Annotated in this window: 13 protein-coding genes and 3 pseudogenes; 15 read left to right on the top strand and 1 reads right to left on the bottom strand. The window is 50.6% G+C overall.

Annotated features, from left to right (window positions below; genetic code table 11):
• Nucleotides 1-24: 24 nt before the first annotated feature.
• From KB892_RS07710 to mobC, 14 genes and pseudogenes are all read left to right on the top strand, one after another.
• The gene (locus KB892_RS07710) at nt 25-735 is read left to right on the top strand and encodes a lytic transglycosylase domain-containing protein (RefSeq protein WP_001446637.1); all 711 of its coding nucleotides are present in this window, start codon (nt 25-27) and stop codon (nt 733-735) included.
• Entirely contained in the window at nt 735-1,028 is a 294-nt protein-coding gene (locus KB892_RS07705) for a TrbC/VirB2 family protein (protein ID WP_000600171.1), read from the top strand. Before KB892_RS07710 ends, KB892_RS07705 begins: the two co-directional genes overlap by 1 nt.
• Nucleotides 1,029-1,040: 12 nt before the next feature.
• Nucleotides 1,041-2,423: pseudogene (locus tag KB892_RS07700) on the top strand (VirB3 family type IV secretion system protein); the annotation flags it as partial.
• Nucleotides 2,410-3,174, top strand: a pseudogene (locus KB892_RS07695) (type IV secretion system protein); the annotation flags it as partial. The pseudogenes KB892_RS07700 and KB892_RS07695, both read left to right, overlap by 14 nt.
• Before the next feature lie 87 nt (nt 3,175-3,261).
• Nucleotides 3,262-3,399 carry a hypothetical protein gene (locus tag KB892_RS07690; RefSeq protein WP_000825478.1) on the top strand — a complete coding sequence of 46 codons (138 nt, stop codon included), beginning with the start codon at nt 3,262-3,264 and terminating at the stop codon, nt 3,397-3,399.
• Complete coding sequence (locus KB892_RS07685) at nt 3,392-4,075, top strand: VirB8 family type IV secretion system protein (protein ID WP_001005327.1); 684 nt, start codon at nt 3,392-3,394, stop codon at nt 4,073-4,075. Before KB892_RS07690 ends, KB892_RS07685 begins: the two co-directional genes overlap by 8 nt.
• Nucleotides 4,072-4,980 carry a P-type conjugative transfer protein VirB9 gene (gene virB9 / locus KB892_RS07680; protein ID WP_000976329.1) on the top strand — a complete coding sequence of 303 codons (909 nt, stop codon included), beginning with the start codon at nt 4,072-4,074 and terminating at the stop codon, nt 4,978-4,980. The genes KB892_RS07685 and virB9 overlap by 4 nt, the downstream gene beginning before the upstream one ends.
• Before the next feature lie 43 nt (nt 4,981-5,023).
• The gene (virB10, locus tag KB892_RS07675) at nt 5,024-6,286 is read left to right on the top strand and encodes a VirB10/TraB/TrbI family type IV secretion system protein (RefSeq protein ID WP_000997456.1); all 1,263 of its coding nucleotides are present in this window, start codon (nt 5,024-5,026) and stop codon (nt 6,284-6,286) included.
• Entirely contained in the window at nt 6,276-7,301 is a 1,026-nt protein-coding gene (gene virB11, locus KB892_RS07670) for a P-type DNA transfer ATPase VirB11 (RefSeq protein WP_000125557.1), read from the top strand. The genes virB10 and virB11 overlap by 11 nt, the downstream gene beginning before the upstream one ends.
• A pseudogene (locus KB892_RS07665) lies at nt 7,298-7,701 on the top strand (cag pathogenicity island Cag12 family protein). Before virB11 ends, KB892_RS07665 begins: the two are co-directional and overlap by 4 nt.
• A 35-nt stretch (nt 7,702-7,736) precedes the next feature.
• Nucleotides 7,737-8,039 (top strand): TrbM/KikA/MpfK family conjugal transfer protein, encoded by a 303-nt coding sequence (locus tag KB892_RS07660; protein ID WP_001044654.1) that lies wholly within the window; start codon nt 7,737-7,739, stop codon nt 8,037-8,039.
• Between the two features lie 44 nt (nt 8,040-8,083).
• Entirely contained in the window at nt 8,084-8,389 is a 306-nt protein-coding gene (locus KB892_RS07655) for a hypothetical protein (RefSeq protein ID WP_001168332.1), read from the top strand.
• A gap of 709 nt (nt 8,390-9,098) precedes the next feature.
• Nucleotides 9,099-10,958, top strand: coding sequence for a type IV secretory system conjugative DNA transfer family protein (locus KB892_RS07650; RefSeq protein WP_047669465.1), 1,860 nt, complete (start codon nt 9,099-9,101; stop codon nt 10,956-10,958).
• A 9-nt stretch (nt 10,959-10,967) separates the two neighbouring features.
• The gene (mobC, locus tag KB892_RS07645) at nt 10,968-11,714 is read left to right on the top strand and encodes a MobC family replication-relaxation protein (protein ID WP_000909124.1); all 747 of its coding nucleotides are present in this window, start codon (nt 10,968-10,970) and stop codon (nt 11,712-11,714) included.
• Nucleotides 11,715-11,906: 192 nt separating this feature from the next.
• On the opposite strand, the gene KB892_RS07640 is transcribed toward mobC, so the two are convergent.
• Nucleotides 11,907-12,851 (bottom strand): ArdC family protein, encoded by a 945-nt coding sequence (locus KB892_RS07640; protein WP_000155898.1) that lies wholly within the window; start codon nt 12,849-12,851, stop codon nt 11,907-11,909.
• A 256-nt stretch (nt 12,852-13,107) separates the two neighbouring features.
• On the opposite strand from KB892_RS07640, the gene KB892_RS07635 reads away from it, so the two are divergent.
• Nucleotides 13,108-13,320, top strand: coding sequence for a JAB domain-containing protein (locus KB892_RS07635; protein ID WP_032194078.1), 213 nt, complete (start codon nt 13,108-13,110; stop codon nt 13,318-13,320).
• Nucleotides 13,321-13,664 lie beyond the last annotated feature (344 nt).

Below are 13,664 nucleotides of genomic sequence, written 5' to 3'. Positions count from 1 at the left end.
TGTCACTTGTTTACTGAGGTCACCATGCTTTCCACCACAGCCTTTCTGGCGATAGCCATGCAGTGCGCCGCCAGCATTCATCCGTCCACGGCATTCGACGTGGCACGGGTGGAATCCGGTTTTAACCCTTATGCCATCGCTGAGATTGTCCCGAAGGCCGGCCCCTCTTTCGGCGATCAACACATTATTTCTCACCTGCCAGCCAGCCGGGGAGATGCAGAGCATATTCTCCGCCGCCTGACAGCACAGGATCGCCGTTACTCTGTCGGGCTGATGCAAATCACCAGCACCAATTTCCGCCATTATGGTGTGTCCGCCACAGAGCTACTTGATCCCTGTACCAATCTGTCCGTCTTCGAACACATTCTCAGAGACTGCTACCGGCGCGGCGGCACGCTGAAAAGGGCGCTGAGTTGTTATTATTCCGGCAATTTCAGTACCGGGCAACAACCTGAAACGGCGTTTTCCGGAACGAGCTATATCCAGCGAATCGGTTATCCGCCGGGATCATCCCGCTATGCGGTCCCCGGAACCCGTGAGGACAAATCATCAGTTGCCGTTCCCCTGAAAACCGCCCCTGCCAGTGACTCATCCCGTCACCACGAGATCTGGCCCGGAGTCGTCGTCCGTGGCGTCCCTGCGAAACTCCGCCAAGAAAAAATCTTCATCGCACCGTTCTCCGCGCCGTCAGTGCGCCGGAGTTTCTCCCTGTCACCCCGTGAGGAGGAGGAATAATGATACTTTTCCGCAAGCTAAAAGCTGTGGTCCCCCCCGTTTCGGCCTGTACGCTGACGACTTTTTCTGCAACCCCGGCACTGGCCGACGGATTTCAGCGGGCAAATACTGTCATGCAAAAAGTGTCAACCGGGCTGCATGGTCTGGCGGCAATCACGATCACCGTGGCCGTGATCTGGATTGGCTATAAGACCCTGTGGAAAGGCGAGAGCCTGTCGCAGTGCGGCTACATCATCATTGGCGGCATTTTAATTGGCGGAGGCAGTGAAATCGGCGCTCTGCTGATGAGCTAAGAGGCTGAACATATGGCAAAGCTGCTCAAGGCAATGAAACGCCCGGCGGCGCTGTGGGGGGTGCCTATGGTGCCCCTGCTGGCTGTCACGGGTGTAACCATCATCGTTGCTGTCTGGACTTCCGTCGCACTCCTGTTCTTACTTCCCGTCGAATTTCTGGTGATGAAATCCCTCACCAGAAATGAACCAATGCGGTTCAATCTGATTGCCGTTTGGCTGAGAGTGAAGGGAAAACCGGTAGCAAACCGTTTATTTGGCGCAACAACACTTATGCCCGTTGAGCATGAGGCTGTTGATATCAAGGAGTTTCTCGACGCCATGAAACTAAATCAGTGTGCCACCATCAAGAAGTATATTCCGTACTCATCGCACATTCATCAGCATGTGGTTCGCTCACCTAAAAGCGATCTGTACTGCACCTGGGAATTGATGGGAACGCCGTTCGACTGCGAGTCTGACGAATCACTCCAGTTCGGGACGAACCAGTTACACGGGCTAATCCACTCATTCGAAGGTATGCCCGTCACTTTCTATATCCATAACGACCGCAATACGTTTACCGACAATCTTCATAAAGATTCCGGCAACCCGTATGCCGATGAAGTTAGCCGTCTTTACTACGCTTCTGTCGGGGTGTTCCGGCGTAACCGCCTGTTCCTGACAGTCTGCTATCGCCCGTTTGTCAGCCTTGAAAAAGCAGAACGCAAACGGATGAAAGACAGCCAGAAACTAAAGGAACTGGACGGTGCTTTGCTGGAAATGCTGGAAATAAAAAGCACGCTCGATACCGCGCTGTCGCGCTATGGTGCGCGGCCTCTCGGTACGTTTACCGAAGGAAGCGCGGTGTTTTCGTCGCAACTGGCTTTCTATGAATATCTGTTAACGCACCAGTGGCGAAAGGTGCGCGTCACCCGCACCCCGGCCTATGACGTGATGGGAGCGGCGGCGTTGTTCTTTTCGGCTGAATCCGGGCAGATAAACCACGCCAACGGTACGCAATATTTCCGGGGGCTGGAGGTTAAAGAGTTCTCCGAAGAAACCGCCACGGGGATGATGGACTCCCTTCTTTATGCCCCCTGCGATTACGTGATCACGCAGTCCTATACCTGCATGTCACGCGAGGAAGCGAAGAAAGCCATTAAGCGTACCCGTCGCCTTTTGATGAGTGCCGATGACGATGCTGTTTCCCAGCGGCTGGATCTGGATGTGGCGCTTGACCTGCTGACATCGGGGAAAATCGCTTACGGAAAGCACCATTTTTCCATCATGGTGTATTCCCCGTCGCTGGAAAACCTAGTGGCTGATACTAACGAAATCAGTAATGCGCTGAACAACATCGGGATAACGCCTGTTCCGGCAGAAATATCGCTTTCAGCGGCGTATATGGCAGCTATTAGACACCTTATGGAATAAAGCAAAGGTGTTAGGTAAAACATTACACGACATGGATGATTCCACTTATATAAAAGATGAGGGAATGACTGCTCAATTTTATGTCTGGCTTGGGATATTCGTCTTAATGATTATCACCGCGTTTGTTTCCATGATAGCGGAAGTCATGATCTTATTACTGAGTATTACAGCACCTATATTTATTTTTTGCCTTATGTATGGTTTTCTCCGCACCATGTTCAATAACTGGCTACAAAATATATTTGCAGCCATATTAACCATTATGCTTTCAGCTCTTTCTTTAAGAATTGTAGTGAATTATTTAAACCTAGTCCTTACCAAGGCAACGAAGGTCGCGGACAGTTCAACAATTGTTGAATTAGGAGCACAAGTCTGTCTTGCGGGTATCTGTGCGGCAATATTGGTTTATCTCTCCGCAAAACTGGCCGCAGCACTGGCCGGGGCGAGTGCTACCGTATCCATGCAGGGGCTGGCCGCTGTAGGTATCGGTGCTGCTGCTTTTGGTGCCGGGAAGCTAGCCGGAGGTGCAATTAAAGAAACCAAACGTTCCACCCAGGACAACATTCAGGGCTGGAAGGATGCGAATGCAGGTAAGCCCGGCAAGCCTGGAGGTGAGTTAGGCTATAACGCTTCTAAAGCGCGTAAATACGCGATTGAGCAGATGATAGCCCGGAACGAAGCGCGGAGGCTGGCACAGTCGAGAGAATCCGCAGTTAAGAAGTTCAATAGCTAAGACGTCTCCAGTCCATCCCCCCAAAGTGCCAACTTATGAAAATATAATTATATTTTCATATTTTTAATTCAATTGAGGAAATATTTGATGAAACGCTTGATTGCGCTGGCTTTGCTATGCGCGCTTTCTGGCTGCGCCCAGAACACGCTTCCATCTGCATTTAGCGGTAAGGGAGAACCCGTAAACACATCTCAAATTATGGCGGAGTTAAACAGTCATGAATGAACAGAAATTAATTGCTGAATCCCGCACCTTTGAGCAGCAAATGATTGACCGGGATAAACGCGCCACGAAAGCCGGTTTTGTTGTTGGCGGTGTGGGTCTGCTGATTGCGGTACTGGCGCTCGTCGCCGTGGTCGTGATGTTGCCACTAAAACAGACAGACGTTGATCTGTATACCGTGGATAACCACACAGGACGGGTGGAACATGTTACCCGGACATCGAAAACCAGCCTGACCGCAACAGAAGCCTATCAAAAGGCGATGGCCGCAAACTACGTCAAAGTACGTGAGCGGTATGTCTATCCCTCTTTGCAGGACGACTACGAGACGGTACAGGTCTACAACGCTCCCCAGGTAAACGATGACTATCTGGCGCTTTACGCCGGAAAAAACGCCCCGGACAAGGTTTATAAGAACGGTGCGCACACCGTGAAAGTGGAGATCCTGTCCAACCAGATCACCGATGGAACAGCCCCCGATAAAGTCGCCACTGTTCGCTACAAGAAGATTATCCGCCGTCTGGCTGATAACAGCACCCGCAACGAGTATTGGGATGCCCGGTTCACATTCCATTCAGACCCTGACAAGGACATGAGCGATGCGGAACGCGAGATCAACTACTTCGGCTTTACCGTCACCAGTTGGCAGACCGACCGCGAAATCCGGGGAGGTGAATGATGAAAAAGTTAACGTTTACCGCACTGGCACTGATGATGTGCGGCGCGGCATGGGGTGCGGCCATACCACAGGCAAGCCGCTATGACTCCCGTGTTCAGCAGGTTATCTATAACCCTCAGAACGTCACCGTCGTTAACACCAAACCCGGCTTTATGACAACGCTGGTATTTGATAACGATGAGGCGGTCATAAGCGCCAAACCCGGCTTTGATGAGGCGTGGGAAGCCACGCCGGATGCAAACCGGGTAAACGTTCGCCCGGTTGCGCTCACGCAGGGAGCGCCCGGAGAAGATGGCAACACAACGCAGGTCGTGATCCCCCCGAACAGCCGGGACTGGCATACCAATATGCTGGTTGTCACCAGTAAGCGCCTGTACAACGTCGAGCTGAACGTCATCGATGATAAATCGGCACAGCAACCCGCTTTTCAGGTGAGCTATCGCTATCCGGGCGAAGAACGGGACAAAGCGAGCCGGGAGGCGACGGCCAGACAGCGCGAGTGGGAGCAGAAACAGCAACAGGCCAGCGTCCAGAAAGCGCTGAACTCGGCGCAGACGCCCCGCAACTGGAGTTACACCAAATATCCGGGCAAAGGCAGTTTCAACATAGTTCCCGACTTTGCTTATGACGATGGCCGCTTTACGTTCGTGGGCTTCTCCCCGTCTAAGTCCATTCCTTCTGTCACCAAAGAGCTGAACGGCAAAGAGCATGCGGTTAACAGCAGTATCCAGAAGAAAGGCGACTTCACCGTACTGGTGATTCAGGAGGTGACGCCACGCCTGGTACTGCGTTCCGGTAATGCCGTTGTAGGTCTGGAAAATAGCGGATTTGGCAAGGTACACGCCGCCGATGGTTCCACCGTATCCCGGCAGGTGGAAAGAGTGGAAAAACCGGAATCCAATTAATCTATAAAAATAGTTTTATATTTTTATAAAAGGAAACATGCAGATGAACGACGAAAACAAAGTGCCTGTGCCGGATGAAGCGCAGGCATCCCCGGCACACGCTGAGGATGATATTGCCACGCTTGAGCGGGAAGCCCGCGTAAAAAGGGAGGCAGAGCTTCTCAACGCGCAGGACGACGAAGAGAAAGACCCGGTACAACCCGCCGTTAACAAGCTGAAAAAGCGCAAACGGGGCAAAGCAACCGCCTTTCTTGCCATTGTCGCGGTCGCGCTTATCTTCCTGGCATGGGGTGGTAACTGGGTTTATCGCAATATCCTGTGGCAGCCTACGGAAGAAAAGAAACAGGACACAGCCCCGCAGACGAACAAAACCGATTACCGGCAGCGTAACGATCTCGGTATGTCCATCGATACAGCCGAAGAAGAGCCAGAGCAACAGGATAACGGCCAGAGCAGCGCGGGGGGAACAGGGCAGGCGGCTGCCCCGCCAGAACTCAACAAAGCCAGCTTCCTTATTCGCCGTGATGGTTCGGCCACCACACAGAACCAGGTAAAAACCCGGCAGCAGGAAATGACGCTGACATCGGCAACAACCACCGGACAACAGGACAGCAGCGCGGCCACACCTCCCGGCCAGCCGCAAAATACCACCGCACCGTCGCAGGGACAAAGCCCCGCACCAGTACGGCGCATACCCTATAACCCTGACCTGTACATCCCGGAAAATACCTCGATCCCCTGCTCACTGGATCGCCGCTTTGTATCTGACCGGGCGGGGAAACTTCGCTGTACGGTCACTACTGACATCTGGAGCGCCAGCGGCAACACGAAGCTGATAGAGAAAGGCACTACCGCATCATTACTTTACCGCGCCATAGCGGAAGAAGGTATGAGGCACGGGCAAGGGCGGGCATTCATCATTGCGACGAAGCTACGCACCCGCCAGCCACCTTATCTCGATATCCCGTTGGTTGATACCAGCGCGGCTGGCGAGCTGGGCGAGGCTGGCGTTGATGGGTGGATAGATTCGCACTTCTGGGAGCGATTCGGCGGCGCATTAATGGTTGGCATGATCCCCGATATTGCCGCATGGGCATCCAACAGCGCAGGTAAAAAAGACCGCAATACGGACTATACGGAAAACAGTCGCCAGGCTATGGCAGATATGGCTCGTACCACTCTGGAAAACAGCATCAATATTCCCCCAACGCTCCATAAGAATCAGGGCGAGATCATCAATCTGATCACAGGCGAGGATATTGATTTTTCCAACATCTATACACTAAGGTTGAAAAATGACCGCTAAGAATATTTCCCTCGACCGCTATAAACAACGTTTCTTTGGCGACTTTCTGGAGCTTCCCGGCCTGACGGAAATCGCCGTCAACCGTCCAGGTGAACTGTACACAAAAATCAACGGCGTGTGGGAGCAACATGCCGTTCCTTTGAACTATGAGGATTGCTACAACTTTGCCCGGTGCCTGGCAAAACACCACGGCGACAATATCGAAGATATTAAGCCGGGGCTGTCAGCCACGCTGGAATCCGGCGAACGGTGCCAGGTGATTGTTCCTCCGGCCTGTGAGCGCGATACGGTGTCTATCACCATCCGTAAGCCATCAAAGGTACAAATCCCGCATCAGTCATATATCGATGCGGGGTTTTATAACCGGGTAACAGGCGAGGAAAAAACGGAGACGCACGACGAGGAATTAATTGCATTGTACAATACAAAAAACATTCCTTTGTTTATGGAGAAATGCGTCGAGTACGGTAAAACTCTCGCGGTCGCCGGGGAAACCAGTACAGGGAAAACTACCTATATGAAAATGTTGATAGGTTATATTCCGGTACATCTTCGGATATCAACAATTGAGGACAACCCGGAAATCACGTTCTTTATCCATAAAAACTACGTCCATCTTTTTTATCCGTCAGAATCATCAGATGAAAAAGGTTCTATCGTTACCCCGGCGAGCCTTTTACGCTGGAATTACCGTATGAACCCTGACCGCATTTTATTAACAGAGGTTCGCGGTGCGGAAGCCTGGGACTTCCTTAAAATAACAGGTTCCGGCCATGAAGGGAGTATGACCTCCATTCATGCAGGATCAGCGAAAGAAGCTATAGATGGGTTTATTACCCGTTGCTATGAAAATCCACAGTGCGCCCAGCTCCCCTATACATTTATGTTACGTAAGGTTCTGGATAGCCTGGACGTGATTGTGAGCATTGATTTAGACGGAAATGTCCGCCGTATGAATGACATTTATTTCCGTCCAATTCATCGAAACCAGTATTTTGAGGAAATGAAAGCATGATAAAACAAATTAAAGTAATCATGTTGGCAGCAATAGTTACCGGATGTTCATCGCCACCGCCTCCCGTTCCTGTAGATTGGGATAAAGCCGCCGCCCCATTAAATACCAGTTTACCGCAATGGAGCGACAATAACGTTATGGTCCCTTCCCCGACAGTTAACAGTAAATGGACATCATCAATCAGCGCACAAAGTTTCTACAATACAATACAATATGGACTCCAGCCGTATTTTACGCAGTCGCCCACTCAACACGAATTGTCGTCACTGCACAATCCGGCACTGATTTCTTTAATGCCAAAAACTGGCTTCGGCAGAATGGAGCAAAAGGTGTTATTGAATACCAGCCTGTCTTTAATTGTCTGACGTGCAGAGAAACCACTATTTATTTCTCTCGCTAATCAATTTAAGCAACACAACCTAATAAGGACTCACCATGAATAAAACCGTTATCGCGGCGGCTGTATTATGTATGGCCGCAGGAACCCCAATTTATTCCTTTGCCGCTGACCCGTGCGAAGTTGTTCTTTGCATGTACGGAAAAGCAACGGGTAATAGTGGTGGAAGTGAATGCCGCTCAGCAGAAAAGGCTTTCTTTAATATAGTCAAAAAGAATAAACATGGTTTCTTACCTAACCATACGTTGAATGCGAGAAAAGCATTTCTTGGTGAATGTCCCAGCGCAGACCCGGAGGCAGTAAATAAAATACTATCTAAGTTCGGCAAGGTCAGAGGATAGTAATAATCCGCATAACACCCCCTGTTTACTGTAAAAGGTGCAACATGCAAAAAGAAGACTTATTTATCCGAAATATACATTCTCGTAATCAGGACAGGATATCGGTAGCCCTGATATATGACACGTTATCTAAAGAAGCCCACAGTGGTTGTGGGCTGTATTATGAGATATACGAAAGCAGGCTTATCGGTCTTTTGCGCGATCATCTTTTAGAACTTAATGAAGCTGACGCAAATAAATTACGACGCTATGCCGAAAGCAAAGGCACGAAAATTGATGATGCGTCCTACAGTGAAGCACTGGAAGCTGAAAGGGAGTGCAGGGCTGAAATATACCGCGAACAGATGTAATCACACAGAACAAAAATGTATTGTGCAACACACAGGCTGACAGGCGGCGGGTTTTTAAGGCTTCATTATTTTTGGCTTCAATTTCGAAGAAATTGTTAAGACGAAAAATAATGAAGTGGAACGTGGACAGAAAATTCAATTTCGGAGAAATTGCTAATTTTCAGGATCCACGTCCACCCGCGAACATTCGCCCCAGCGAATTGAAGCGGGCCGGGGGGAGCCGCAAAAATTTTGCCGCCCCAGCGAGCAATAAGGCACGCCCACGTGCCGGTTTTTGTGGGGGGCTTGCCCCGCACACCGTCGCAGCCAGGCTATATTTCCCGCCCCGGCGGGGAATATGCCGATTAGGCGCGACCAACCCCTTTAAAGCAGCGTTCCCATTTTTTCGAGCTTGCGAAGAAAAAATAGGCTAAACGCGCGTCTTAAAGGGGTTGGTCGCGCGTAGCGTGCGACGGTGTGCCGCCGTTGACCCCGGGGGTTTTGACGCGACGTTCAGCCGCGACATTACCCCCATGCGACAGGCAATAAGGGCGTCCAGCCCGCATGTACTGGCGCACGCCGTGTCGTGCAGGAAAGCATGCTTTCCTGCACATGGCCGCACAGCGGCCACCTTCTTTACCCCATACGCTCGCCCCGCCTTTTCGCCCGACACCGTGGGGCGAATTGATGGGGCGATGTTATGGGGTGAATAGCTGACGAGGGAGGTATCATGATTTTAAATAAGCTTGCCGCTTCACTGTCGCCGATAGTGAACGGGATGCTGGCGCTGCTCGCTTTTGTGCAACAGCAACAACTGGTGCTGGCGTTATTAGCGGGGCTGACGATGCCGTTTTTTGCGTCGATGAAAAGCGATGAACGGCAGAAAGCCCCGTTATGGAAAAAGCTGATTATCGCTTTTTCCCTGCTGTGTTTTCTCTCCGGCACACTGGCTCCGGTCGTTATCGGACCCTTTCAGTGGTTGTATAAGATCAGACCCAGCAGTGATAATACGGTACTGGCTTGGTCAGTACGGATTGCATTCACTGTAACCGGGGTTATTTTTCATATTATGCTTCGCCGGATATTCACGCCGGAACTGGACAAAATAAAGAAACGCCTTGTTAAAAAAACCACCCTTGAACGGGAATTGCGCACCGATGTCCGCACCGTAAAGTCCCTGCTGCCCGAAACACTGCATTATGATCCGCTGGATTATATCGACCTGATTAAAGGCATTTTTACTGGCATGGACAGGGAGAACGAACCAATGTATCTCCCGTTAAAAGACTGGCAGAAACAGCACGCGGATATTATTGGCACCACCGGAGCCGGTAAAGGGGTAGCTGCCGGGATATTGCTATATCAAAGTATTATTGCCGGTGAAGGCGTTTTTGTTATGGACCCCAAAGACGATGAATGGGCACCACACCTTTACCGCAAAGCCTGCGAGGATGCAGGAAAACCCTTTGCCTTAATTGACCTGCGAAAACAGCAATACCAGCTAAACCTGATTGAAGATATTACGCCAGATGAACTGGAAGAATTGTTCGTTGCCGGTTTCAGCCTGGCAGAAAAAGGGCAGGAATCGGACTTCTATCGTATTGATGACCGAAAAGCCGCCCGTATGGCCGCGCAATTTGTCAGTGATAACCCATCGGCAACTCTCCGTGATATTTATAACGGTGATTACGTTCAGGGTATTGCCGAAAAAATCAAAGCGTTCTTTGGGAAGATTGAGGAACTGGCATTACTCAATGCCATTAACTCACCAGAAGGCTTTTCGCTTAAGCACATATTTGATGAGGGCGGCTGCTGTTATGTAGTCGGCTCCATGCGAAACAGCAAAATTATTACCGCCCAGCGCATGCTGCTGGTTCGCCTTTACCAGTTAGCAGAAAGGCGCGACCGTGTAACAGACGTACCCCGCCCCATTGCTGTTTATCTTTCCGAACTGAAATACCATTTATCCAGGCCAGCGCTGGAAGGTTTAGGCGCGGCGCGGGATAAAGGCGTACACATTATTATGGACCACCAGTCCATCGCCGATTTAAAAGACTGCCCGGCAGATTTGAAAGGTGACGCCGTTGTCGGTGCGGTCGTTGAAAATGCCAAATTCAAACTGGTTTACCGGGTTATGGATCCGGATACGGCAGGCTGGGTGGCAAGAATGTCAGGCACGATTCTGGTGGATGACGAACTCCGCAAGGCTAAGACGGATAATATGCTGACAGAAACCATCGACAGTGAGCGCACAATCCGCCAGGCCGAACGTTTCTTTATTGACAGCAATATGATCCTGAACCTGCCCGATTTTGTCAGCTTTATCTTTACGACAAAAACGCTACCTTCTGCCTCCTTGATTTCACCGATAAAGGTCAGAAAGCGTCAGCTAAAAATCTTCTCGGTTTCCCCTGATATTGCCGCAGCGGCAGCCCCGGTGAAGATCATGCTGGATTTTGGCGAGGATGATAAACCAGCCATGCCGGATGTGATGACAACCCATCCGGCTCTTTTCTTCGACGAAAGCGAAGTAAAACCGGCAAAGTCCCAATCTGATGATGAAGAACACTTCTCCCCACTGGATTTTTAAGGAGTGGTTATGCTGATTTCGTCATATCACGAGCGCCAGACGCGCAACAGCGAGAAAATAAGACAACTGCTGAACTTCCTGAAAGAAGAAACCTACAGTGATTTTAAAACGCTGATGCAGTTATTTAGCTTCCGAGATCATAAGTCGCTTTATTCGCTGCTTGCAAAAATGGAGCGAATGGGGTTAATCCAGAAGCATATGCTTGAATCACGGACAATCAAGATTTCATTATGGGGGATCACCAGCGACGGGCTGGCGGCGGTCTTAACCCCGAATGATAAAATCTTTCCTGCGCGGTTTGAACCATCAAAAATCACCGGCTGGACACTGGAGCACCATCTTGATAATCAGGCCGCCAGGCTTATTCTGGAGAAGAAAGGTGCTTCGGGATGGATTAACGGCGACCGTGCCAGCTTTCTCAGCCAGTATCAGGTAAAACATCGCCCGGACGGGTTACTGACCCTGCCTGACGGTAACGTTATTGCCATTGAAACCGAGCGCCGCCTGAAAACCCGAGCCCGCTACCAGTCGATTATCGCCAGCCACCTGCTGGCCCGAACAAACAAGTACTGGATTTACATTTTTTATGTTGTGCCCGATCCACAGAAGAAGCGTGCGCTTGAACTGCTGTTTGACAGTATCAGGCATGTCATCATCAACCATCAGCACATCCCGCTGGAAGAACGCCACCGTAGGGTGTTTCGCATTTATACCTTTGATGAACTGAAACACCTGTCATTAGGCAGCTATACGTAAGCTTTTACTCAGGCCATCGTGATGGCCTCACCGGCCTGGCGGCGATACCGCCAGGCCGGAAATTTTTTATTCCACTGCGAGCCGCAGACTGTTCGGTACTCGCTGTGCTGCGTTCCGCCTCAGTCTGCGCCTTGCAGCGTTGCCGGTTAAAAGCCATGTAACCGCATTCCCTTGCGGTGTCTGATTCCGGTCTCAGAGTTTATCCATCAGGTAACGATGTGCTTTAGAGGCTGCGCTGGCCGCTTTGAAAATATAACGCTTGTCGTTTTTTAGCGCTTTCAGCCAGGAAGCAATATAGCTTCCATGTTGTACCTCTCCCTCAATCCCAAGATCCGCCATCAGAAAGGCACTTCCCAGCTCTGCTACCAGTTCTTCCTCTGCATAATCCGCACTGCCAAACTTCCCTTTCATTTCACGGTTCAGACGTTTTTTGCCACCACTCCAGTGAACCAGCTCATGCAGACCTGTAGCGTAGAAATTAGCCGCATCCGAAAACAGATGGCGCTCCGGTAGCCAGACTTCATCTGTTGATGGGCTGAAAAAGGCGTTTTGTCCTTTCTCGATGATGTTTGCGCCACTCTTCCGCAACAGGTTCTCAGCCTGCGGCAACGGGTCAAAGGTTGCTTCCGGGCTGACAGTTTCAGTTGTCAGGGACAGGCCGTCGATTTGCTGAACGTTAAACACGGTGAAGGTTTTCAGCATCGGGATATGTTCAACTTCTCCGGCGTCGTTTTCCTTCTCCAGCGTGGTGTAAAAAATAGCTGTTGTACCATGTTCCCCCTTGCGAACCTGTCCACCTGCTACCTGTGCCTGTTTGTAGGTCATCCAGCGTGAATCGCTGAAACCCTGCTTAGATGCGCTGCACCACAGTAACATGATGTTCATACCGCTGTAGGCTACGCCGGTGGCGTAATTCGATGGCAGACCAGATATGCCGGATACGCGTTGCCACGGGCAGGACCACGGTTTTACACCGCCTTCAAGTGCTGCAATGATGTTGTTGGTAACGGTCTGATAAATGTCGGCTCTGGTTTTAGAAAATTTCGTTTTTGAGGAGCCTGACGGGTCCAGCGGGGATACGCTGGTCGCCGCTGTGATGTTAGGGGCGCTAGTCTGGGTATGCAGGGAAATCGTCATGGTTTTTTCTCCGTCAGTGTGTGATTTTCGTCTTCGTATCGCCTGACGGTTCGCTTTCCCGGCATCGTTCCGTCCAGCAAGGGCGCAGCATGCGTGCCATTTACCCTTGCTGGACGGGTTGTGTTGGGAAACGATTAACCGGAAGCTGATATGAAGAACGAAAAGTACACAGGAGGAAAACTATGCCCCTGCATAGCCGGACTTAGCGCCCCTTAGTTCGCAGCGGTGAAATGGTTTGGGGGTTAACACTGCAGCGGTGATACTTGCAAATAATCATCCGAGTGGTATCTCTGAGCCCAGTCATGCTGGCAAGGTGATGAGGGTGCAGATTAAAAAAGGATTGGGAATAGTCGACATGCGTACATTGGCTCACTTTACTTCGGAGGTGAGTCCACGGTGTCCTTCGCTGAATGGGGGTTATTTTGATCGCAGGGAGCTTCGGCCCCCATTTTGCTGTGATCTATGTTGAATTCTCCGTGGCAGCATGTTCCCTACGCTTTGGAATACCGACTGTATGCGCTGCTTACTTTTATTGTATTTGATTATACTCAATTTATGTACGATTGACGTACATCCTCAAAACCCTTACCGTTGAGTAATAGCCTGTCCTTTTTGTGGCATAATATGACCGCAGCTGCCCGTCACCCAAATGAAGTTCTCACACAATGGCATGAGGCTGGTGGTGTGTTAACGATTGAGCTAGCGCGCCAACTTGGTGTCCCAGCCAATGGAACACCCAGATCATCATCGGCAAACGCAGTATTACCAGCGACTAAGCACTACGGCTTGCTCATTGGTTCAGCGATTACTCGC

It is taken from the genome of Klebsiella sp. P1927 (assembly GCF_018204675.1).
Taxonomy (GTDB): Bacteria; Pseudomonadota; Gammaproteobacteria; order Enterobacterales; family Enterobacteriaceae; genus Klebsiella; species Klebsiella pneumoniae.
Note: the sequence above shows the minus strand (reverse complement) of the source record. Positions and strands in the feature narration are given on the sequence as shown.